22 protein-coding genes and 1 pseudogene are annotated in these 22806 nt (G+C 59.0%); 8 read left to right on the top strand and 15 right to left on the bottom strand.

What is annotated here, in order from left to right:
* From MKD50_RS29065 to MKD50_RS29055, 3 genes are all read right to left on the bottom strand, one after another.
* Complete coding sequence (locus MKD50_RS29065) at positions 1-1467, bottom strand: Y-family DNA polymerase (protein WP_012354475.1); 1467 nt, start codon at positions 1465-1467, stop codon at positions 1-3.
* Positions 1391-2098, bottom strand: coding sequence for a translesion DNA synthesis-associated protein ImuA (gene imuA / locus MKD50_RS29060; protein ID WP_012354476.1), 708 nt, complete (start codon positions 2096-2098; stop codon positions 1391-1393). Before imuA ends, MKD50_RS29065 begins: the two co-directional genes overlap by 77 nt.
* Positions 2099-2846: 748 nt before the next feature.
* The gene (locus tag MKD50_RS29055; protein ID WP_012354477.1) at positions 2847-3044 is read right to left on the bottom strand and encodes a hypothetical protein; all 198 of its coding nucleotides are present in this window, start codon (positions 3042-3044) and stop codon (positions 2847-2849) included.
* Between the two features lie 229 nt (positions 3045-3273).
* Here MKD50_RS29055 and MKD50_RS29050 point away from each other — a divergent pair, with 229 nt between their 5' ends.
* Positions 3274-3468 carry a hypothetical protein gene (locus MKD50_RS29050; RefSeq protein ID WP_116311481.1) on the top strand — a complete coding sequence of 65 codons (195 nt, stop codon included), beginning with the start codon at positions 3274-3276 and terminating at the stop codon, positions 3466-3468.
* A 477-nt stretch (positions 3469-3945) separates the two neighbouring features.
* On the opposite strand, the gene MKD50_RS30695 is transcribed toward MKD50_RS29050, so the two are convergent.
* Positions 3946-4077: a hypothetical protein gene (locus MKD50_RS30695; protein WP_256461665.1), complete on the bottom strand. Its 132-nt coding sequence runs from the start codon at positions 4075-4077 to the stop codon at positions 3946-3948.
* A 230-nt stretch (positions 4078-4307) separates the two neighbouring features.
* Positions 4308-4454, bottom strand: a complete 147-nt coding sequence (locus MKD50_RS29045) for a DUF3096 domain-containing protein (protein WP_081479560.1) — start codon at positions 4452-4454, stop codon at positions 4308-4310.
* A gap of 512 nt (positions 4455-4966) precedes the next feature.
* Here MKD50_RS29045 and MKD50_RS29040 point away from each other — a divergent pair.
* Complete coding sequence (locus MKD50_RS29040; protein ID WP_012354479.1) at positions 4967-5776, top strand: PIN domain-containing protein; 810 nt, start codon at positions 4967-4969, stop codon at positions 5774-5776.
* Positions 5777-6196: 420 nt separating this feature from the next.
* Positions 6197-7663 (top strand): ATP-binding protein, encoded by a 1467-nt coding sequence (locus MKD50_RS29035; RefSeq protein ID WP_012354480.1) that lies wholly within the window; start codon positions 6197-6199, stop codon positions 7661-7663.
* 912 nt (positions 7664-8575) lie between these two features.
* On the opposite strand, the gene MKD50_RS29030 is transcribed toward MKD50_RS29035, so the two are convergent.
* Together MKD50_RS29030 and MKD50_RS29025 are read right to left on the bottom strand one after the other, a co-directional pair.
* A complete protein-coding gene (locus MKD50_RS29030; protein WP_012354482.1) occupies positions 8576-8926 on the bottom strand; it encodes an HVO_A0114 family putative DNA-binding protein in 351 nt (116 codons plus the stop codon).
* Positions 8923-9288, bottom strand: coding sequence for a toxin-antitoxin system TumE family protein (locus MKD50_RS29025; RefSeq protein ID WP_012354483.1), 366 nt, complete (start codon positions 9286-9288; stop codon positions 8923-8925). Before MKD50_RS29025 ends, MKD50_RS29030 begins: the two co-directional genes overlap by 4 nt.
* A gap of 832 nt (positions 9289-10120) precedes the next feature.
* On the opposite strand from MKD50_RS29025, the pseudogene MKD50_RS29020 reads away from it, so the two are divergent.
* Positions 10121-12325: pseudogene (locus MKD50_RS29020) on the top strand (SNF2-related protein); the annotation flags it as partial.
* On the opposite strand, the gene MKD50_RS30810 reads toward MKD50_RS29020, so the two are convergent.
* The 5 genes from MKD50_RS30810 to MKD50_RS29000 form a co-directional block, all read right to left on the bottom strand.
* Positions 12300-13151 carry a hypothetical protein gene (locus tag MKD50_RS30810; RefSeq protein WP_012354485.1) on the bottom strand — a complete coding sequence of 284 codons (852 nt, stop codon included), beginning with the start codon at positions 13149-13151 and terminating at the stop codon, positions 12300-12302. The pseudogene MKD50_RS29020 and the gene MKD50_RS30810 sit on opposite strands and share 26 nt — an antisense overlap.
* A gap of 389 nt (positions 13152-13540) precedes the next feature.
* Positions 13541-13993: a ubiquitination-like system serine protease family protein gene (locus MKD50_RS29015; protein ID WP_012354486.1), complete on the bottom strand. Its 453-nt coding sequence runs from the start codon at positions 13991-13993 to the stop codon at positions 13541-13543.
* Positions 13990-15162 carry a ThiF family adenylyltransferase gene (locus MKD50_RS29010; RefSeq protein ID WP_081479539.1) on the bottom strand — a complete coding sequence of 391 codons (1173 nt, stop codon included), beginning with the start codon at positions 15160-15162 and terminating at the stop codon, positions 13990-13992. The genes MKD50_RS29015 and MKD50_RS29010 overlap by 4 nt, the downstream gene beginning before the upstream one ends.
* The gene (locus tag MKD50_RS29005; RefSeq protein ID WP_012354488.1) at positions 15137-15373 is read right to left on the bottom strand and encodes a multiubiquitin domain-containing protein; all 237 of its coding nucleotides are present in this window, start codon (positions 15371-15373) and stop codon (positions 15137-15139) included. The genes MKD50_RS29010 and MKD50_RS29005 overlap by 26 nt, the downstream gene beginning before the upstream one ends.
* A 384-nt stretch (positions 15374-15757) precedes the next feature.
* On the bottom strand, positions 15758-16042 hold the full coding sequence (locus tag MKD50_RS29000) for a DUF3892 domain-containing protein (RefSeq protein ID WP_025586725.1): 285 nt from the start codon (positions 16040-16042) through the stop codon (positions 15758-15760).
* Positions 16043-16175: 133 nt separating this feature from the next.
* Here MKD50_RS29000 and MKD50_RS28995 point away from each other — a divergent pair, with 133 nt between their 5' ends.
* From MKD50_RS28995 to MKD50_RS28985, 3 genes are all read left to right on the top strand, one after another.
* A complete protein-coding gene (locus tag MKD50_RS28995; RefSeq protein ID WP_012354491.1) occupies positions 16176-16538 on the top strand; it encodes a helix-turn-helix domain-containing protein in 363 nt (120 codons plus the stop codon).
* Entirely contained in the window at positions 16538-17416 is an 879-nt protein-coding gene (locus MKD50_RS28990; protein WP_012354492.1) for an ImmA/IrrE family metallo-endopeptidase, read from the top strand. The genes MKD50_RS28995 and MKD50_RS28990 overlap by 1 nt, the downstream gene beginning before the upstream one ends.
* 474 nt (positions 17417-17890) lie before the next feature.
* Positions 17891-18091: a hypothetical protein gene (locus MKD50_RS28985; protein WP_155892727.1), complete on the top strand. Its 201-nt coding sequence runs from the start codon at positions 17891-17893 to the stop codon at positions 18089-18091.
* A gap of 898 nt (positions 18092-18989) precedes the next feature.
* Here the strand turns inward: MKD50_RS28985 and MKD50_RS28980 are convergent.
* The 3 genes from MKD50_RS28980 to MKD50_RS28970 all read right to left on the bottom strand — a co-directional run bounded on the left by MKD50_RS28980 (position 18990) and on the right by MKD50_RS28970 (position 21098).
* Positions 18990-19838: a hypothetical protein gene (locus tag MKD50_RS28980; RefSeq protein WP_012354496.1), complete on the bottom strand. Its 849-nt coding sequence runs from the start codon at positions 19836-19838 to the stop codon at positions 18990-18992.
* The gene (locus MKD50_RS28975) at positions 19838-20665 is read right to left on the bottom strand and encodes a hypothetical protein (protein ID WP_012354497.1); all 828 of its coding nucleotides are present in this window, start codon (positions 20663-20665) and stop codon (positions 19838-19840) included. The genes MKD50_RS28980 and MKD50_RS28975 overlap by 1 nt, the downstream gene beginning before the upstream one ends.
* Before the next feature lie 241 nt (positions 20666-20906).
* Entirely contained in the window at positions 20907-21098 is a 192-nt protein-coding gene (locus tag MKD50_RS28970; RefSeq protein ID WP_012354498.1) for a hypothetical protein, read from the bottom strand.
* Positions 21099-21460: 362 nt separating this feature from the next.
* On the opposite strand from MKD50_RS28970, the gene MKD50_RS28965 reads away from it, so the two are divergent.
* A partial coding sequence (locus MKD50_RS28965; protein WP_116311653.1) for a hypothetical protein occupies positions 21461-22806 on the top strand: 1346 nt, incomplete at its 3' end.

Below are 22806 nucleotides of genomic sequence, written 5' to 3'. Positions count from 1 at the left end.
TTATCCGAAGAGACCATGGAGGTACCACCGCGATTCGTCGCCTTCGCGGCTGCCCATCCGCTCCTGGAAGATCCAGTAGCAGGTGTGGTCCTTACCTTGCGCCACGAAGTAATCGCGCGTGACCACTTGGCCGCCCCACCAGCCGGCTTCGATGCGCTCGGGTGGCGAAACGATATGCAGGGGCGAACCGTAGAACGGCCGGTGATCCCGCTCGATGAGCGGGACCGGCTTGCCCAACAGCCAGGTTGGTCGAGGCAGGGCTGCCGGCAGGGACACGCGTGCAGGCTTCTCGGTGGCCGGTCGCCATGCGTTGGCCACCTCGGGGCGGTAGTCTGCCTGCAAGCAGGGCTGGCGAACCCTGTCGGCGCCGAGGCGCGCGCTGAGCAGCTCGAGTAGCCGGGCGTGATCGGCATGCGTCCCGCCGGGTTCCGGGAAGAGGGACTCCGTGGGCGGTGCCATGGGCTCCGTGTCGATCGCGGACACGGCCACGGCGATCATCGGGGCTTCGACGACAACGAGGGCGAGCCGCTCCTTGAGGATGCGGATCAGATGTTCCTCATGCCAGTTGGGCTCGGCGAGCGCAATCTCGATCGTCGTCGGCGGGATGGCCGCGCGGCCGCGCTCGTGGCGCAATGCCACATGGAACCGCTTGATGGCCAGGTGCCGGGCGGTCAACCAACCCACCATCTGCACCAACAGGCCGCGAACATACGCCAGCGTCTGTTCGGCATTCTCGATGCGATCCGGCAGATCCACCGTCGCATCGAATGCTGGGGGAGCTTCGACCCACTCGAAGATTTCCGGGGCCTCCCCGTAGGCGCGATCCAGGGCATCCAGGAAGTCAGCGCCGCAGCGGCGCTGCAGACCGGCGCGAGGCAGGCGGCGCAGGTCCTCCAGCGTCAGGCAGCCCAGGCCTTCGAACCAGTCGGCAAACTTGCGCGCGGCGGGCAAGGCGTGAATCGGCAGGCCGGCCATCCTGCGTTGCAACGACGCCGTAGTCAAGGCGGTGCCACCGCCGGTGCGCGCCAGCAGCCACGCTCCCTGCGCCGTCGGGGCGCTGCCGACCATCGTGCTGAAGCCCATCGTCTGGACGGTCCCCATGATCCGTCGGCGGAGTTTGCGCGGGCCACCGAAGAGTCGTAGCGTGGTGCTGACGTCGATCAGGACCGCAGCTTCATCTGCAGCGGCGACATTCGGCGAAAACTGCAGCGTCGCCATGGTGACTCTCGCCAGTGCGTCCTCTTCCTTGCCGGCATCGCGATCAAACAGGATGGCGGCTGGCGCGATGGTTTGCACGCCGCCGCGGCGCATGCCCGGCTTGACGCCCGCAGCCAGGGCCAGGGGCGTAGCGAGATGGACCCGTTCCTTGTCGAGGACGGCAACGGCCAGTTCAGTGGTGGACCAGGTCGGCCGGAAGACTTCGAGAGGGAGCGACGGCAGGCGTAGGCAGATCCACAGGCGCAGCATGGCGATACAACAAAATGGGGGACGGTTCCAGCGCGACGAGCAGAGGGGTCTCTTGCTGCGGCCCGCGGCGCTTGACGAAGTTGACGGTGACGCCGCCGACGGCAGGCTCGAGGGCCAGGCGCAACGGTGACGGCGAGGCATCCCGCGCGCACGCAGCGGGGCGCACCACGAAGAAGAGCGTGTCCGAGGTTTGTGCGGCCAGGTGCAGGCGCCGTAGCGCGTCGTTGCGAAGGTGGGACTGCCAGAGAATCAAGGCGCCACAAGTCCCGGCCCGCAAGGTCTGCTCGGCCGCCCAAAGGACATCGGCAGTCCGTTGCGCATCAATCCACAGCAGCCGCTCCGGCGATATTCCCCAGCTCACCAATGAAAGGGCTTGTGGGGCGTGCGGCGGCGCCAGGAGCACGATCGGACGTCCAGATCGGGCCACGAGCGTGGGGCGCAGCAGCCGGAGTTCGCCGATGCCAGGTTGCTGCAGTAAGAGTTCCACCTGGCTGCCGATGGGCCATCCTCCGCCCGGCAACTCCTTGTCCAGCGCGGTATAGCCCGTCGAGGCGGTGCGCGCGTTGTCCCGGGCCAGTTGTGAGGCGACCCAAAGTGACGGATGGATGGTTTCAGGGGCGACGGTGAGCATTGGCAAGTCCTGTCACCAGAGTACTGTATATTTATACAGTTGTCACCTAGACGGAACGCCACGCCGCTCGGACCCGAAAAGCTGTATGAAGCCGGAATTAGTCGGAGTTAAAGGTGCGCTATATTTCACTCGACTACCGATTAGCCGGCGCGTAGACCGTGGTCTGAATCCCGGATTCGCCACCATTTATTTGAAAAGCCGCGCTCCCAACAGGGTTCGCCGCTTTTTGCTTTCGACTGCTGCCGAGGGTCTCACACAGAACCCGCCACCTTGCCGCTTGCAATGTGGCATACCGGCAGCGACGAAGAACTGGTCCGAGATGCTCGCCTTCAGTCACGGCCTACTCACGCCTATCCCCGGTCACTGGCGGTCTGTGCGTCTACTGTTTGGTCGCAAGGGGCTACTTATGCAAGCTTCCCGATCCGTGGTCATGGGCAGACCGCGGTCTTGACGAGATTTACCAAGACTGGCCTGGTGAACGAGAGCGCAAGGTTTTTCTGCATGGAGTGGATGTGCTGCGCAGCTTCCCGAAACCTGATTAGCCACGCGGATCCGGATACTGCATCGATGCGGTCTGGTCTACGCACATGGCAATGCAGGAAACGTCGTTCGAAGATGTCGTCCAACCGCGATCCTATTCGGTCACGATACCGACACCACGGCGTGCGTCGGCGGGGGACTGGCTGGCATCAAGTTCGGTCTGCCGGGAATCCGACGCGCTGGCTGCGTCAGCTTCGCGGGTCCGCAATCAGCGAATTCGCGCAACGGCTTGCAGGAATGAATGGCCGTGCGGCGTGACGCGAGGTAGCTGCCGCCCAGAAGCCAGAAGTTCCACGGTTACATAGTGACGTTCCAGCAGGGCGTGAAGGTCCGCACGGTCCAACTCGATTTGTTCAGGCGCATCGTTGACCACCTTCAGCGTTGCAAATTCATGCGGACTCAGCATTCGTGTCTCCCTGATAGTTTTGTGCCTCACTGCCTCTCACGTCGATGGTGGTCTGCTGCGAAAATTTAGAGGAAGGATTCTAACGCCGGAAGTTGACTTTCTGACGTAAATCTTACTCAGTGAATTCCCCTAACCCGAAATGCGTATGCTGCTCAGGTCGGATGAAAGGTATTCTTCTCAACAAGCGCCCAAGAGCGTGCAAGCACCGCCAAGACGGTGAAGGGGAGATATGTACGTCAGCTATCGAGTGGTCCCACGGGTGGAGGTGGTGACAAGCGGAATCTTCCCGCCCGGCGTACTGATCATCGCCTATGACGATGACGTGCCGATGAACGAACTGGTCTGGGACGGCGTCAATCCGGTTGCCGCCTACGATGACGCGATTGGTTGTGGCAGAAATACTGGCGCTGCGGGTTCGATCTAAGGTTGAGAAATCGACCCAACAAACCGACATCCGACTACCAGCTATCCAGGCGATACTGCAACGGATCGCCTCGACAGGTCATTGGGAACCTGAACAGGTTCTCCCTCTCGGCCCAACCATCGCCAAGCATGTGTGCCGGACCTCTCGGCGTCGTCGCATCTGACAATAGGAACCGGTGCTATGCAAGCAAATGTTGTTCGTGGAAAAGCATTTACCCTTCACTGGAACAACGGATGGGGTGAGCACTACAAAGGGGCCGTCACGCTGGTACTGCGGACCGCTCCAAACAAGGAAAGGATTGAGACGTATCAGTGCGATCAGACACGTTCTGAACGCGCCTTGGCGCAGGCAGACGCCGACCAATTATTCACACTGAAGACGAACGAAGTTGTGACGGCACGACCCTAACGGCGCAGGCTGCCAACTTGCGCCCCGACTATGGCTGTTGTCCGGGCAATTCACTGACCGGCCCACTGGTCAAAGCGACCACGCGACATACAGCAGGCCGAATGCCAGAATGCAGGCCCCTAGAATCAGGTAATACCGGCTGCCATGATGGGTGTCACCGGCACGATAGGCGTGGTGGGAGTGCTGGATGTGAGGCTTCATGGTGCTCCTGATGGGGAACTGGTACTAGTTAGACCTTAGACAGGCCCCGTTTCTCATGCAGATTCTGTGCCTGCGGGCTAATTCGCGCTTCTTTTCACCGCAGTCCACGTAACTCCGGTTCTGAGACGGCCCAGCCGCGACGGAATTAGCTGTCAAATCATTGATTTCTTGGGGATCGCAGTCCGGCGAATTCCGGTGCCTCACAAAACTGCACAGGTCACAGCATCCGCTCAGTGCAGATGTCCGCCAAACAGTCCGAGCAGTCCGATGACGATTAGGTAGATGGCGACGATGTAGTTGAGCAGTCGCGGCATGACAAGAATCAGGATGCCGGCAATCAGCGAGATGAGAGGCCCAGCGCTGGTGACAATGGTGATGTCTTTCATGATGCCCTCGCTATATGCTGCGATGGCACCAGTTTCGCGCTATGCAGCACGGCGGGATAGCCGAGGCTGTCCTACACGCTCGGCGACACCTTTGTCGCCATGCGGGGTCAGGGTAGTGATCTAGCCGCCCAGCCAGGGGTGCCAGAGGAAAAACGGAAGTTCTGCCAGAATTTGACGACCCTGGCAGCCAAACTCGGCGACGGCCTGGTGCTCGACCGGCTCTGAACGACCGCAGATTCAACCGGCCATTGCCTCAGTCGCCGCTACTATTTCTGCTTCCCGATCAAGGGTGATCTCGACCGAGTGTTGGCCACTATCGTCAGAGCGCAAGCTCCGGCTTTCGAAGACTCTCTTCACACCTCGCACCTTGGGTTAAATTGGTGTCGAAACCAAAAACATCGGGAGGCATGAGTTATGGGGGTCATTCGGGAGAGGATCGACTGGCGCGTCACCTTGGCGGACGCGGCATCGACGCAATCGGCTGGGATGCGACGGGAGATTAGATGATGAGCGCCGACGCCGTCGTGCTGGTCGACTTCGAGAGCGTCCAGGACATCGACTTCTCCCAGTTGTGTGGCTCGCGTCTGGTGGTGTTCGCTGGCGAGATCCAGAAGAAGGTCCCCATCGAAGTGGCGATGGGGCTGCAGGCGCTAGGCGAGCGCGCCCGGTGGGTTCGCTCAAGCGGAATCGGGCCCAACGCGCTCGACTTCCACATTGCCTTCGAGATCGGCCGCATGGTGGAGAAGGGCGAGAAAGGGCCCGTGTTCGTGCTTTCCCACGACCGGGGTTTCGATTCTCTGCTCACCTGGCTCGGCACGAAGCTTGGGATTCCTGCGCGGCGCGTGACCGCGCTCGCCGAGGCGTTTCGGGCCAGCCCGGCGGACACGGGGGCCGCCGAGGGTCAAGCCTCTGGTCCGGCTCAGCCGAGCCCCACGCCCGCACAGCCCGCGCGCGCGACGCCGGCTCCGGCGGCTTTCCCAAAGCCGAGCGCGAACGCCAAGCCTGCGGCCCACACGCCTCCGAAGGCGGCCAAGGCGGCCTCCGTGAAAACGCCCGCCAAAAAGGCCGCGCAGCCCCAGTCAGGCAACGACAAGAAGGGCAGTGCCAAGCCGAACGCCGAGCTCACGCGCCAGATCCTGGCCCGCTCGCAGAAGGTTGCCCGGCCGCGCCGACGAGTGACCTTGGCGAAGCACATCCACGCCATGTTTAAGGTGCACGCCATCGCCGAGCGCGAGGTTGAGTCCATCATCGCCAAGCTCATCGCCAACCGCTCCATCAGCGACGTCGAAGGGGCGATCACCTACCATTTCTGACTCGTCGGTTGGCGGGGGAGCGCGATAGGGCCGCCGCAATATTGGCGGCCTCGGCGTGCGGGCTAAGCCGCGGCCAGGGGCTATTGCCATGGCTGCACCATCCAGATCCCAATGGCGACCGCGCAGCGTCGAGGCCGCCCGAATGCGGCCAATGCCGGTAGGCATCCGAGAGAGGAGCTGCCCCTGTGCAAGCAAGGGGCTCTGGCCTTTCGAACCGGTCCCTACGGTGAGTTCCGTTCGTCCTTTCCCGCTTGCAGCTACAAGCCCAAGAAGCCGGGAACCTCGCCCTGTCCGCGGATTCGTAGAGACCAGACGGCACCGGAAGTCCTGGCTCTCATGCGCCAATAGCGAGCGGACGATTTCGGTCGGGTAAAATTCTAGTCTGCGCCGCAGGCAAAGCGCACCCCTTTCATCGTCAGCATGAACCTACCATCCGCACAAGAGAGGCCTGCGAGCCTCGTTCGCGAACTCTGTAAGCTGCCAACGGAGACCGAGTGGCTTGAGTTCAAGCGCAATCGAGTGGACCACGAGCAAATCGGTGAGTACATCTCGGCATTGTCGAATTCTGCGGCTCTGGCCAACCGTGCCCACGGGTATTTGATATGGGGAGTCGACGATGCCAGTCATGAACTCGTCGGCACGATGTTCGACCCCAAGGCCGCGAAGGTGGGCAACGAAGAGCTGGAGAACTGGCTATTGCGCCTGCTCAGCCCGAAAATTCTATTCTCTTTCGAGTCCGTGGAAGTTGATGGTCAACGCGTTGTCGTACTCGAAGTTGGTCGCGCTTACCGGCATCCGGTTCAGTTCATGCACAATGAATTTGTCAGGATCGGGTCGCTGAAGAAGAAGCTGAAGGAATTTCCGGAAAAAGAGCGCGAGCTCTGGCGCATCTTTGACGAGACACCATTCGAGGCAATGGTCGCTCGCCGCGACGCTTCGGACGAGGAGGTTGTGTCTCTCCTCGACTATCCGGCGTACTTCGATCTGGCAGGAATTCCATTGCCGGAAAACCGCTCCCAGGTCTTGGAGCGCTTGGCCGCGGAAAGCCTGATCCGGCGCAACGATAGCGGATCTTGGGACATCACCAACCTTGGCGCTATTTTGTTCGCCAAGCGCCTGGAAGACTTCAGTGGACTGCGGCGCAAAGCAGTGCGGGTAATCGCCTACGAAGGCAGAGATCGCGTCAGCACCCTTCGCGAGCAGGTTGGTGCGAAGGGGTACGCGGCTGGCTTTGAGGGATTGATCGGTTACATCAATGCTTTGCTGCCGTCCAACGAGATCATCGGCAAGGCTATCCGAAAGGATGTTCCCATGTATCCGGAATTGGCAGTGCGGGAGCTTGCGGCCAACGCGCTCATCCATCAGGATTTTGGCTTGGGAGGAGCAGGGCCGATGATAGAGATCTTTAAGGACCGGATGGAGGTGACAAATCCTGGTAGTCCACTCATCAATGTCGAGAGATTCCTGGATACGCCCCCGCGTTCGCGGAACGAAGGGCTTGCTTCCCTCATGCGGCGCTTCGGCATCTGCGAGGAACGGGGAAGCGGCGTGGATAAGGTAGTGTCGGTCACGGAGGCTTACCAGCTGCCCGCTCCGGAGTTCTCGACAGTTTCCGACCATACGCGGGCAACCTTATTCGCGCACAAAGAACTTACGAAAATGGACAAATCCGACCGAGTGCGTGCTTGCTACCTGCATGCATGCCTTCGGTACGTCCAGCGCGACTATATGACCAATGCGAGTTTGCGAGATCGGTTCGGCATTCCGGTCCAGAACAGTGCGACGGCGTCGCGACTGATCAAGGAGGCCGTGGAGGGTGGCATGCTTCGGCCGTACGATGAGACTGCAGGCCGCAAGTTCATGAAGTATGTGCCGTACTGGGCATAGCTTATTTGACAACTAGCTTCGTACTTTGCTGCGCAGGATCGCCTAAAAGTGGAAACACCAATAAAATCAATGTGTTACGAGACACGCTCTTTTTGATGGTCATTTGATAGCAGCACCATCTCTGTGCTCCATGCGTCGTGGTTCAACGCGAGGCAATGTGCCTATAAAGCCTCTCGGAGAACTCTTCGGAGCGGACAGGGCGCGCCCCATCCCGGGCAACCATAGACGCCGCCCGCAACTACCTGTAGTCCTTCGCCATATCTTAACTTTCACACTTGAAAGTCCGGCGCATTTACCACGGAATGGTTCCGTTCGTTTCTGAGCCCATTGTCTAAGCCGTCGGACGCTTGAACGATCCAGACACGATAACCATTTAACATAAGTATTCTTATGCGCTCTGTGGCGTAGAAAGCACTTTATGGCGGAGCCTGCGACTGTCTCCGGGATCGGCTCGGACATGCCGGAACAGTCTGTTGGGAGGGATTAGCTGTCACCGGGCTAACGACTCGCCTGCATACGTAGTCGACTGGCACGGTTGGTCACGTTCGAGCGGCGTGGAGCAGAGATGCTCATAGGCCCGGGAATGGCGGGAACCGAGGTCATTACAGTAAGCATGCGTGAGTTAGACAGGCTCCAGATCGTCCAGGCGGTCGTGGATGGTCAGTTGCGGCCAGGCGTGGCCGCCGAACGGCTGGGAGATCACGGATCGGCAATTCCGGCGGCTGCTGGAGCGTTATCGGCAAGAAGGCTCATCCGGGCTGGTTTCTCTCGCCGGCGCGGTCGAACTGAGCCATTGGTGAATGCCCCCCGCCAATCTCCTCGACGGAGGCATTTTGGACGGTGAGGTCTGCGTGCTAGACGACGGTCGCAGCGACTTCGCCCCTGCGACACGCAGCGGCTCTGAGGGGGTCGTTAAGCGGCAAGGATTCGGAAATCCGTAGCTTTGGCGACCGGGCGCACATGGTTCTTCTCACGTTTGAGGTCGACGATGCCATAGTTGGACATTGTTTTCAGCGTACGCGATAGGTTGCCGGGCTTGCGGCCCGTAGCTTGTGCGAGTTCTGAGATGGATTCCGGCTTGGTCTCGGTGATGACCCTCAACAAAGCACGATTGTCGTCGCTCAGCACTTCGGCCAACGACTTCATGGAAGTGAACCAGATCTTAGGCTCGCTGGCCTTCGGCCTGTACTCACCCCGCGCAATTGCCAACACGCGCTCACGGATTTTCTCTTGCGGCATGATGCCAATCACAATGGTTTTCATCTCTTCTTCACCTCCGACAGAACGCGGTCAACGTCTGCGAAAAAGTCGTTCATCAGTTGCTGTGCATCCTTGAATTCGTAGGGCACCCCTTTATCCGACACGTGCCTGTGCTTGTGGTCATAAGCCAAAATGCGTCCGGCATACTTAAATTTCTTGGGCGGCTTCACTGCATGCGCGTTGTCATACCCAAGAATTCTCTTGCCATACGGCTCATGCAGGGTGAGGGAGTACCTGATGCCATGGGGAATCTCCTTCGATATTTCGACTTGCCAGGCTTCGAGCTTGATCCAGTAACCGCCCCCTTGATCGAGGATCGAACCATGCAGGTCAAGCAGGGTATCAATAGCCGTGTCTCGTTTCATACCTAACTATATCACCTGCTGATAAAGTAGAAAAAGCGGGGTTCCCGATCTAGCCGGCGCGTCACCAAGCCATGATGCTAATGGCGCACATTTGGAGTAGAAACAACGTTTTGAAGGCTTTCGAAGTTCGCACAGGAATCGCATTCTTGCCGCCCTCCCGCGAATTGGTGACACCAGCGGTGACACGTTTACCGAGTTCCGCCCCGTGCGCTCGAACAAGGCGGCCTTGAACCGGACGCTCCGGTAGGCCAACCGCATGCGGTACGCAACGCTGTTGGATCGGCTGTGCCGGCATCTGGTCTTTCGCTCGCCTCGGTGCACCGGCCAGAGGAGAGCTGACGCCGCAATCCCCCAATGTGACCACTGACCAGCGGCGTCAGGCAGTCCCCGGCTGCGGACTGGGCCAGCCTGCGCAGCCGCGCACCTCGTGGGCACCATGCTCGAAGCATGGCATCATCGTAGCGGAGGCGTGCACAGCCCGCATCGCAATTCGATTCGTTCTGCCACCATGGTCATCGTCCAGACCCAATACCGGCGCGCCCTCGACCCGTGGCCAGCGACAGCGAAGACGCCGCTTGGTGGGACCGCTGTCACCACGACTGGACACAAGTGGGCGATACATCGCTGGCGGCAGTCGCGCCCGTACGCCTCCATCCTGATCACCCTGCGCCGGGCCTCGACGCCTTGGCTGCGCCACTCGGCGCCCTCCCCTCTGACCGACGCCGGCATGTCCAGACCGTTCGGGCTTGACGGAACTGGATCGTTTCCATATCCGCCGGCAGCCTCCCCGCGTAGAATGCTCCCCGCGTTGTCAACCTGAAGCCCTCGGCCGATGTCTGTCTCCTACGACCCCAGGCAAATCGCAGCATGGCTGGACTCCTTCACGGTGTCCAAGGCCCGCTCCTATGCGAGCGCAGTCTCGGAACTCCGCTGGATCGACGGGGATACTTTAGCGGGTCTGGTGCAAGGCACACGTTCGCGTCCGTACGACGTGCGTGCGTATTTCCACGACATCGACGAAGACATGTGGGTGGAAGGGGAATGCACGTGTCCGGTCGGCGTTGACTGCAAGCACGTTGCCGCGCTGCTGATCGCCGGGCTTGCGCTTCAGCCCAAGCCATCGGCCACTGGCGTGCGCGCCGAACTGGTGACCTGGCTCGAAGGTTTTCGCGCCCGACGCACGGCGGCCACTCCCGCTGCCAAGAAAAAGTCTGCCAAAGCCACGCATGCACTGGCTTACGTGATTGAACAATCCTATCGCGGCGCCGAGATCTTTCTGTACAAGGCCCGCGTGGGCGCTGACGGGACGATTCGCTCGCTGGACGATCCGTGGCAGAACGTGGAGAAAGCGCTGATCCAGCCGCCGAAATTTGTCACCGAGGAAGATCTGCCGATCCTGCGCGGGCTGTGGCTGGGCCGCTCTGGCGCCTATTCCGGAGGTTTCAGTTTAGAGGGCACAACCGGTGCCGCTACCCTGGAGAAGCTGATCGCTACCGGCCGCCTGTTTGCCTCTTCCGCTGTGGGTACGATGCACCCCGGAACGCCCTGTCTCGTGCACAGCGGGCCCGCACGCAGCGCACAGATTACGTGGCAAGCGCAGGCCGACTCACGCGTGCGGCCAGTCTTGCAGGCCGAGCCACCCGCCACCCTGTTGCTGACGACCACCCAGCCATGCTGGTATGTGGATGCGCATTCGGGCGAATCCGGACTCCTCGCCTTACCGTGGCCCGCGGAGCAGGTCGCGGATTTCCTGTCGATGCCGGCCATCACGCTCGACGAAGCGGCACTCGTTGGCAGTGTGCTACGTGAAATTGCCCCGGACCTCCCTGCGCCACCAGCGGCCGACGCGTCGTCCATTCAGATGATCGACTCCGTACCGGTCCCAGTCCTGGCTCTGGATACCCTGCCGGTCTGGGGCGCGGGCTGGTCGCCGTCTGCTTCCCAGGGCGGATTGGATTTTGCGACGGTCAGCTTTGATTACGCGAGTCACAGCCTTCCCGCAAACAGCAACACGACCCTGGTTCGAACCGCTGGCGGTGAAGTCATACAGATCCGAAGGTCAACTGAGCTCGAGCGCAAACGTCTGACAGAGCTACAGAAGGCCGGTTTCCGAAAGATTCCGGCCCATCGCGCTCAGGGCCCGAAAGCGTTTCCGCCTGGCTTGCTGGGCCCCGAGGATGACGGCGGCTGGCCAGACCTCATGACGCTGGTATTGCCCGCGCTCCGGGCAAGCGGCTGGCGCGTCGTCATGACCGACGCGTTTCGACACAACGTGATCGAGATCGAGGCCATTGACGGCAACTTGCGTCCGACCGGCGATGGCTGGTTTGACGTCGAGATGGGCATCACCGTCAATGGTCGCACGGTGCGCCTGGAACTACTGCTGGCAGACCTCTTTCGTCGGGACTCGCGCTGGCTGTCAGGCCAGCTCGAGACCATCGCTGACGACGAAGCGATCGACCTGAAAACCGATCGCAACGAACGGCTGCGCCTACGGGCGGACCGGCTCAAGCCGGTCGTGCGCGTGCTGATCGACCTGTTCGACTCGCTGGGCACCGGCATGCGCATTTCCAAGTGGGATGCGGCGCGACTCCATGCCCTGGATCAGACCGGGCGCTGGCAGTTTCATGGCGACGCATCGATCCGATTGCTCGCGCAGCGTCTGATGGCGGGTCGTGGCGTGACGGACGTGCCAGTGCCGCGTGGGCTGAAGGCCGACCTGCGTGCTTACCAGCGCCAGGGACTTGCCTGGATGCAGTTCCTGCGCGAGCACGGGCTATCCGGCGTGCTTGCCGACGATATGGGCCTCGGCAAGACCATCCAGGCACTTGCACACATCCTCACCGAAAAGGAACGTGGCAGGCTGGACCGGCCAGCACTGATCGTCGTGCCGACCACGCTCATGCACAACTGGTGCGAGGAAGCGCAGCGCTTCACTCCGAGGCTACGCGTGCTGGCTCTGCACGGATCCCAGCGTCACGAGCGCTTTGACCAGATCGGCGAGCATGATCTCATCCTGACCACCTACGCTTTGCTTCGATTCGACCCAGTAGCCATTCGTAGACGGTTGGTCCAGTGTGCTCCTTTGCCGCCCAGTGGGCGATGTCGTGCAACTGCTCGTCAATCCGACGAAACTTCGCATCGTTTACCTGGCGCAGTCGCTCGAGGTTCTGTCGAATGGCTTCCCGGTTGAGCATCGCATTGTCCGCGGTCAACTGCTTGGAGTACTCGCGCTGGAAACGGTCAAGAAATTCGACGAATTCGCTCCATTGCCGTTGGACCGAGGCTGTCTGCATTAGGTGGCGCACGAGTTCCTGGAAGTAATCGATGCCTTCGGTTAGGTCCTCGATAACCTTCTCGGCGTACTCGTAGGCGTCGACCAGGTCGTGAGCATCGCCGCGGGCTTGAAGCGCTGCTTCGAGCGCATTGCGGCAGCCGCGCATGTTTCGCTGGCGACTTCGACCCGGCCGGTCAAGCATCCAGAGCGCCTCGGCAAGGAGTTTGCCCGGGCGCGAGAATCGAAATGCCGTGACCAGGCCATGCCGGTCTGCGAACTGTTCAAGCCAGCCGTCGGTCAGAAGGGCCCGCATCAGCAGGTTCGTCAGTTGCACTGGCTCACCGTCTGCGCTGCTGAATTCGTCGGGCTCAGCTTCCGTGGTCAGCCGGTCGGGGTTGTCACGCACGACCGCCATGAGCAGTTCGCGTAGCAAGTCACGCGTCATTGTGTGCGCATAGTCGGCTGCTGGCCCGTGCAGGCGCTCGTACAAAGCGCGCAAGCAAGCGACAACGAGCTCCCGACGTGAGCTGTTCAGGGGCCTGAAGAAACGTTTGCGCTCGGCCTCGAAGAACACGGGTTGACTCATGGAATATTTCCCCCGTGCAGCGGCGGCAGCGAGACGACCTGAGGAACGAGGTCCCTCATTTCACCACCTTCTTGGCGACAGACTTCTTGAGCGGCACGGGCTCGTCGTCCGATGATCGATGGCCAGCACCTCAATGCTGTGGCACTGGCGGTAGCCAAGGATAAGCACTTCAAACATGTTGGCAAATCGGCGACCTTTTCCAACGGTCGCCGCCTCCCAAGCCCCCCCGGAATTGCAACGTTAGCTTGATGGTTGCCACTTCGGTTTTGGTCCTTGCGTGCACCACAGCGCCCTCTCTCGGCTTCAGGTATTGCCCCTTATATCGTAGTTCGAAATCCCCCTCAACCACCGACTAGCGGGGTCTGGCGCCTACCGATAAAGGCGCAGAACTAAGTGTTCCACCACTTGCGCAGCAAATCTATCAGCTGACGAATAAGTCCCGGCGCTGTTCCCGAGGTTGGAGGGTTGTTCCCAGTCTGCCTTTCCGACGCGGCATTGGTTCGACTGACATAGCGCTCCATGTCGCGCCGATCACGCTGCCGTACCGATTCAATGGCTTTGGCATCGAATGCTCCGGCCTTGATTACCTGGTTCCGGATTATGTTGTAGTGTGACTTACAGGCGTATTTCCAGTTTCCAACAGATGGCAAAAGGGTCACCGCCTCTCCCTCTTTCCGGATTCGCCATTTCGCTGGGTTTAGCGGTGTGATAACCTTTTCACCGCAACCACAGCAGCAAAGATGGGCAGCAGTCTCGAACTCCTCACTAATATAAAGGACGCCCTCTTCTAAATTGGCTGGAAAATGTTCCACATATTCCGGGCGGATCGTGCGTATCTTCATTGATGGGTGCACTGGTTCCAGGAGCACTTATAATTGATCACGTTTGGCGAGATTTCATCCGTAAAGAACTGCAGATGCTGCTTGTATCGGATTAAGGCTAAATTTGCGTTGATCGAATTGAGCTCAGCCAATTGAATGTTGCCATAGACTGCCTCATCGGAATCATCGGCAGTCGGAAGGGAGTCAACCAGATACGCGGTGTCTGGTGTGACCAATGTTACCCGCGCCCGGCCGTGTAGCTTGAGAAGATCCGGCTTCTTGTCCACACCAATGCCTACATCAATGAACGGGATACGGGCGTTCGCCAAGTACCGTGCGATGAGACCGCGCGACGGGCCATGGTCGACCGCAATAAATACAAACTGACAATCGTGCAATTGCCCGAGGTTGGCTTCGGCCACCATCTCCGGATGACTAACAATGCCGGTTCTGAACTGGCTGAAGGTTTGCTGCAGAAGGTCCGTCTTCTTGTGCTTACCGTACACAGTTTCTATTGGCAGTGCGCCCGGCACCCGGAACGCATTATGTGGCTCGATGATATCACCATCAAACAGGTGAATCTCTGCCACCGGCGTCTTCGCCAGACCGTCGAGAATATAAGCCCCGGTTCCACCTAGCCCGACGATCGCCACCTTTTTAAGCTCAAGTTTGGCCTCGTATGCTTCGAGCCCGGCCCTCGCAGTGGCCCAGTTCGGATAGTGAAAAACCGACGCCGTGTCCCGGCGTGTAAAGCTACCCCTCCCGCGCGCACTAGCCGTGGAATCAATGGCCGAAGCGTAGCTGCCTAGTTTGCGAATGTAGTGGGTCAGCTTGTTGTAATAGCAACTGAGCATATCGCCGATTGGTTCCGGCTTATATGAAAGTTGGCAAAGTGCAGTTCGCCCCGCCACAGTCTGGGGAGTGGAATTAGCCACCATCGCACTTTCCAGCGAAACACCGTCATCCCTGTATGGAATCGACCCAGTAAAAAACACCCAGTGGTCGAGGATCGCGGGTACGCCGGCATGCTCGGCGTACGTCGAAATCATAGTCCCATAGCCAAGCGTACGGGACTGCTTGACATAAGGCACCCTGTGGACGATCAGGTGGCTGCCTTCAAGGCTGATCTCGTAACCCTCGTCAACGAGACGCTGCAAGTCGGCATTAGGAGCGGTTCGATTTGCCAGCATCAAATTTCATCCCATTCTCGAGATCCACCGATTGACCGGGCGTCAAGCTTCCCACCTTATGACCGTGCTTCCAATCCACGTCATACAAGCCAAGGTCAACGCCCGACACGTTAATGTTGGCCAACTCCAAAACTTTCTCGAAAGTGATTTGTGGGCCCGTCACCTTCTTGGGGTCCGTGTTGATGAAAATCTGAAACTCATGGGGATTCATAGTGGTCCTCGTTAGGCAGTAATTCAAAGGTCTAAACGTGCGTCATTGCACGCACAACAATGCATACAACACATCACTTCAATGCAAGTTAACTCGGCCCCCATTGCACTGGTGAACGGTGTCGGCCTCAAACCGGGCATTCCAGCTGCCCGTAGAAAGTGACGCGATGATTAGCGACTGCTGTTCGGCGTGATCTTTACTGGAGTCCAGGTACGCCCAGGCTTAGTCGTCGTGGGCAGTGACCTGTTGTCTGGCACTGTGGCGTAGTTCCGCTGCTTGCCACCGCGCGGACCAATCTCCTGGTAGATCCCGCCCTTGTTTCCGGTGCTTTCACCCGGCTTCTTCGTGGTCACCATAGGGACCTCCTTAGGTAGATTGGCGTTACTACAACGGACACTGGTTCAGCGCCAGCAGGTTGTTGTTCCAGCGGCCGTCCGCATGTGTGCGCAGATACGGTGCCTTCCCAGCGTCCCGGACCACGCCAATGTCGGCGCGCTTGCCTGTAGACGGGTCCAACACATAGAACGTGTTGGTCTTGGCATCGATGCTTTGGATTACCTGTTCGCGTGTCCACATCCAATCCGCGGCTGGATTACCCAGATGTGTGATGTGTTCGTGCGGGCTCTGTGGGTTGGGCTTACTGATACAAGTTACACGTGCGTCAGCCATAACAATCTTCCTTTCTTTCTTGCTGCTGCCAGAAGCGTCATCTACAATATGACGAATTCGTCATGCTCCTGACCGAAAGAGAGGCCCCGCGGGGCCATGACGAATCAGTCAATTTTTACTATACGCTTTCGTCATGTCGCAGTCAACACCCCCGCCCACCTCACCGTCCGCCGTCTTTCCAAGTCGATTGCGAACGGCGCGTGAGTATCGCGGCCTGAACCAGGGCGAACTAGCCCAAAAGGCCGGGATGCAGCCGTCCGCGATTTCTCACTTCGAAACTGGCACCCGAAAACCATCCTTTGATAACTTGCGCATCTTGGCTGACAGCCTTGATGTCACTACTGATTACCTTCTAGGCCGTGTTGAGGACTTCAAGGCTCTGGCTGGAGCGGATCGCCTTCATAGGCATTATGGGTCACTTCAACCATCGGACCGAAAGATGGCCGACGATCTGATAACCATGCTTGCCAAGCGCGCGCAGGAAAAAGGCAAATAATGATAAAAGCCGATCCCTATGCCTTTGCCTCTCTCGCCGCGGAACAGATCATCAAGGGCCTTGGGATCGCTGCACTTCCGGTCGACCCTAAAGCAATCGCTCGCGACTGCGGCATCGAGGTGGTCGCGAAGCCCATGGAAAATGAAGGTGTCTCAGGAATGCTTGTCCGGTATGGCAATGACTTCGCCATTGCCTATGCCACGCACCATGAGAATGAAGGCTTTGAGAACTTCAGCGTCGGTCACGAGCTAGGCCACTACTACCTGCCCGGCCACGTAGATGCCGTCATCGTTGGCGACGCCGGCTCGCATGTGTCACGCGCAGGATATTTGTCTGGAGACAAGTATGAAGCGGAGGCCGATCGCTTTGCCGCAAGCTTCCTGATGCCTCGCCATCTGTTCTTTCCGGCACTTGAGCGTGCCGGTGTCGGTCTTGCGGCTATCGAAAGACTTGCGGTGCTGTGCAAGACGTCCATCCATGCCACGGCAATTCGATATGCGCAATGCACTCGCGAGGCTGTGGCGATCATCGTTAGCCGCAGCGGCATCATTGACCACTGTTTTATGTCTGAGGCGCTAAGGAATCTTGATGGGATTGATTGGCTTAGGAAGCGGAAAGCGGTACCGCAAAATACAGCCACCTACGCGTTCAACCAGGACCCGGTCAATGTGCGACACGGGAACCGCGTCGAAGAAGGTTCAAATCTCCAACACTGGTTCGGCGGCCGACGCAGCATCGAGATCTGCGAAGACGTTGTTGGTCTTGGCCGCTATGGCAAAACACTGACAGTGCTTTACGACATCGACCTACCCTCCCCAGAAGACGAGGAGGAAGAGCGATCTCTTATCGAGTCTTGGACCCCGCGATTCAAGCGATAGTAGGCGGACGATGCAGCCTAGCGAATTTTTATCGATATAGTGGGCGGCGTTTAGCCGCCCACTATATCGATAAACGGGAAGGACGTATGCTTGGCGACTTACTACCATCGGCTATCCAATTGCAGCAAAAGGACCATCCCCGTGTCGCGCTCGGAACGGCAACAGCGCTCAACGTCAATGCGAGACTGGCCGCCAGACACACGAAGCGCGTTGCCCTTTGGCGACATCTGCCGCGGAAGGTCGTGGAATGTCGGTCGGCCCCGCGCCGCGCCTTGCCTTCTGGCCGGCCTTGGTGTTGCCCCGCGATCGGCAATAGACATACGGGGGGGCTATGTCAAAAACCGTGAGAGGGGAGCGCCTTTGTTGCTGCTGTCGTTTGCCATATGACCCGATTGTAGGAAACCGGAATTAGCCGGACTACTCCAGTTCGCCGGACTGAAAATCCGGAATTGGCCGGACTGGCTTGAAACCCCCATGACGCTGAGCCAGGACCTGACGGTCCAGTTCCCGTCGCCAATTGGCTTGTCGGAAGTGCAATGGATGGATCAAGAAATCGGCGAGGCGGCCGTCAATATGGGAAACTTCATTTCCTGTCTGCGCCATGCGTTACGCCCCCATCCAAGACCAGCACCTCGCCATCCCAGCTTGCGACCGCGTCTGGCGGGCGCAGCCTGAACGACGTTTTGACGTCGAAGACCTCATCCAAGCATGCGTTCCAGACGCCGCTACCTGTGATCCAAGCTTTGTGGCGGACGGGATTCGGGAGTGGTTTGATAGTTTCGGGGTCGGCATTCCGACGTGGCGGGTGGCGTCACAAGATGGATAAGATGGCCCGCACCGGCGCTACGACATTTTCGACCTTGACTACCTGATTGCCGTCAGCGTCGGCCAACGGCCGAGGCCGTGTGGAAGCGCTCCGAGGACGCGCTGCGCGCATCCATATATGCAACTCATGCTGGGTGCTTCCAATTTTGGCCCCTGACCGGGGTCCCTTTGATTTCTCTGCAATTTGAATGTGTAGCGACCCCTAGCATTCATGCGGCTCTCCGGACTATGCCCACCTGAAATTCCCATTAAATCAATAGGTTGCTGTTACGAGTCCAGCGCGCATGCGGGTGGCGTCGGCCAACGGCGTTCGGCGTGTGCGATCGCCGCGACCGTCGGGGCTGGCCGCGCCCTGTCGCAAGGCCTGGCAGTAGGCGAGCAGGAGCTGGCGCGTGAGGTCGGACAGCGGCCCGCGCCCCTGGCGGCTCCCACCAGCCAATCAGGCGGCGCAATTCCGCAGATTCTGGTGATGGCTACGGAGTGGGTAGCCGCTCGGCCGGCCCGTGCCAGGGCTCCAGTGGAGTAGGACCATTGGGAAATGGCGGAAAAGGACAAGTCAGCAAGTGTCTGATTTGACGGCGATTTCAACTGAGCATCGCCCGGAAACCCGTATGGGTGCTAGGGGTGGCTACCCCAGTAAATTGCGCGGAAATCAAAGGGACCCCCTCTCGGCGCACCGAAATGTGTGTAGGTCTGGCAGCACAACCACTGTCAAGAAAAAGCTCGCCGAGGTGGGTTGATAGGCCGCTTAGCGATTTGTTATGAGCCAGCCTTCGAGTTGCCCAGCCAGAGCATCGGGCCGCGTATCGGAATACGAAACGACGCCCATATCCTGCACTTCCTCAAGCAACTGGCCGGTCTTTTTCGCTATTGCCATTTCGACCGGCGTCTCCGGATCAGGCAAGACAACGAACAGCGCGGGTGGCGCCGCGTGTCGATGTGTAAGATTGTGCGCAACAAGAACGTCTTTTAGCGACTTATAGACGTGACGCTCGACAGTTTGCATACTGGAATATCGGGCTGAGAGAATATTCCCAAAACTCTTCCCATTGTCTAGTCCCACATGCAGTTTCCTTGCGCCGATGGTCAATTCACGATTTGGCACAAAGATCTTTCTCGATAACGAAGCCAGGGCTTTGCGCATCTCCATGTATGCCCAATCATCATCCATCGGCGATTCGCGTGGCGCAACATCGACCCAAAGAGCGCCAGCTTGGCGTTTGAGCAAGCTTGTGAGTTCCTTCTCGACATGATCCGTGGCAAGGTAACCGCAACTCACCATCCGCACGTGTGGCGTCCCAGTCGCTGCTTTGGAGAGACCCTCTCGGAAGCTGGCGCCAATAGCGTTTTCGATGCCTTTCACCAAATCACGAAGGTCAGTTCCGCTCAGCGCATCTCCATAAAGACTTGAAAGCTTGTTAAACGCCGGAAGCCATCGAAGGAGCGGACGCTCGTCCCCCTTGATCACCGCCGCGACGCCTATGACAAAGTCCTGCTGACTGGCCAGGTCCGGACGGAAGAAAACGGTCGCCCACTCTCCAGTAAAGACTGGCTCGCGTACGGCCGCTGTTCGCGAAAGAAGAAGTGAGAGGTCCATTAGATTAAGCGCCCGCAAGCTTGCGCAAGCGTACCATTGCTGGCGCGCGTGCTCATGTATTCAACGATCGTGTCGATCTGCTCCGAGTCCAGGAGGCCGATTAAGTCCCTACGCAGTTGGTTTGACACTTCCGGCCAGATGTCTTGCGTCTTAAGACCCTCCTGTAGCACTGATGCATACCACGACGAAAGTTGGGATGCCGTCATCTCCCTCTGTGCCGCGAGGTTGAGTTGATTTCCGGCCGTCTCGTCTGGCCAGGAGGAATGCCAATAAGGGCCTCCACCTACCGCGCCTTGGTCGATGGCAACGTACTTCATATCGTCCAAGTATAAGAAGTTGGCATCACTTCGATCGCTGTTACCTGTGGCATGGTCAACACCAGTGAGGATGTGAGCAAACTTGCTTCTAAAGAAAGCGGCAAGCTGATCCTGGTCGAAAGTGGACAGACGGCGCAAGAACCGGAACGGTTTGGCATTCTGCACCAACGTGGCAGCCCAGCACACGGCCAGACCTGTACTCCGATCTACGTAGGCTGTGACATCGGCATCGAAGACTGGCAACATCTCCCGGTTCAGCAGAATGACTCCTCCCCTCGCTGGCTGGTCGACTCCCCTTACGGCATTCGCCGTAAAGCCGATGACCTCGTTTGCCACGCCGCACGAATCGGTTGGGTAAAGCTTGATCACCGTATCTTCCGGCTCACTTGCCCCTGGCCACAGAACGCGCCCCACAAAAACAGGTTGAGCGCCTGTCGCGTGGACAGCATCGTGGTCACTGACCCAGCCCGAAAATCCACAATACGCATCTGCGTGCAAGACGCTAATCAAGGCCGCTCCCTAGAAGGTATCGGCTCGACGACATGCGGCGACCCGATCTAATGTTGCGCATCAGGCGCTCAAAGCGCTTGACGGAGTATTGTCCTTGGTCGGCAACCGTGGCGCAAGACAGACGCCCGAAAGTTACGGATAGCTATCACGTGTCGACTAGCCATCAGGGAAATCTGGCAAGCGGGCGCGCCAAGATAAGGAGAATCCGCTATCACAAGGAGACCCCTCGGTATTGACGCCGCTATCCGACCCGATAAGACTCCCCGCTCTGCCCCGCATTGACTGCCCGCCACAGCCAGTCCGGCATCTCGCCGGTCCCGTCCCAGTTCTGTCCGGCGGCGTTGCGGTACCAGACCACCGGCGGCGGCGGGGGCGGTGGTGGAGGGGGCGGCGGATCGAAGCCCCCCGCTGCTGCCAGCTCCGCCATGGTCATGTCGTAGTCATCGTTGCCGTCGCTATCCTTGCTGTCTGCCTGGTTGGCGCCGGCCCCCACCGGCGCCCTCCCGCTCGCGCGGCAGGCGTAAGTCTGCCAGCAGTTGGCGCGCTAGCGCCGCCTCGGCTTCGGCGCGCTCGGCCCCGGCGCTGCGCCGTGGCGTTCTGCAACCAAGCCCAACAAGGGCCCTAACCAAGATACGCCCCCGACTGCGTTGACAGTTCGTTGATACCCAACTCAAACGGCAGGAAAATTACTCTCCCGTCGCCGACGAAAGCAGCCAATGGCGCTCCACGCACAATCTGCCGCTATCATGCCTGTACTTCGACTCCGCAGTGTGGTACGGCACACTTGGCACGGTAATGTATGGGATCTTTTTCAATACCCTTAGTTATCAGGCAAAACGCTTCAAGAAGCAGTGGCGCCGGGAGAACACCGAGCGGAGGGCAACCAAGTACTCAAGACTGCATGGTTGCCTGGTGTATTGCGGCAACCATCTCGCTGCCTTTTCCTTCTCAGTGTTTGCGGCCGTCCTCTTTGCCGCGATTCTTTGCTTAACACTGCCCGAGTATCCCGGACTAGTCCTCGCGCACGCCAAAGCTAGCGACTCTCTTCCCTACTTCACAGCACTGTGGGGAACGCAAGCAACGCTCGCGGCATTGTCCTACCCAATAGTGTTCGCGTTCGTTGCTGTCAACCTCCAACAGCGGGCAACGGCAAAACTTGGCCTGAAGGTCTATCTTCTGGACTCCGGAGCGCTCGTCTCGGGAACCAGTTCGGTCTGCCTACTTGCCTGGATGACCTTTCAGTACTTCTTTGTTCCCTATCACGAAGCGGACTTGGTTGCCTCCTTCATGGCGGGCAACGTCGGATGGTTTCTCCTCAATGCAGTTCTAACCGGCATTTTCCTTTTCCGCACAGTCCTCTTCCTCTCTGATACCCACCGCCTAAGAGCAATCTCCAGTTACGCTGTCCATGTGGCACTGCCGCGCGAGATGGCGCTGCGCCTACCCACTCAGCTACTACTCGCAGCAAAGCAAAACGGATGGGTACCGAACACGCCAGATGATAGCGATCCGACTCAGCCCAGAATTGAGTGGTTCCGGCTAGGCGACGACGAAGCCTGCGTGGAACTGACCAGCCGCCCTGGCTTGCGGATCGTGGACATTCGCCTTCGTCTACTTGATTGGGCCATCCGCCTATGGATGAGTCGGCTGCAAGAAGCGCAGAAGATCGAAATGACGGACTGGAGCGCGCAAGATGCTATTGGTCGGCAACCATGGCTTTTGCTTCCGATATGTCCTGGCACACCAACGTCCAGCAAGACGCCTATCTGCAGCGTACGAAATGCTCCCCCGCCCGGCGTGCTAGCTCGAACCCTACTGCGGTGGTCAATAGATCTTGGGCGCCCCAAGGATCCCGGTGACGACGAAACCGTAGCAATACTTACGGAACTAGTCTCCGAGGTTGTGTCGCTACTGGAAAAGCGACACTCCGACGCAGCCATTCAACTGGTGGTCCACGTCGTGGACGTTCACGCAACGCTGCTAAATGCAAGTGTCTTCAAAAATGCTGAAGGAGAGCTCGAGCACATTGGACAGCTGCAAGACGGCAACTTCTTCCGCACCATTCATGAACGATGGGTGGACGAATATCGTAGCCTGGCAGAAGCTGCTATCGACACCATTGAAAGCGACAACCGCTTCTT

This window comes from Cupriavidus mimosae (genome assembly GCF_023952485.1).
GTDB lineage: Bacteria > Pseudomonadota > Gammaproteobacteria > Burkholderiales > Burkholderiaceae > Cupriavidus > Cupriavidus taiwanensis_C.
This window is presented reverse-complemented; position numbering and strand designations above follow the sequence as displayed.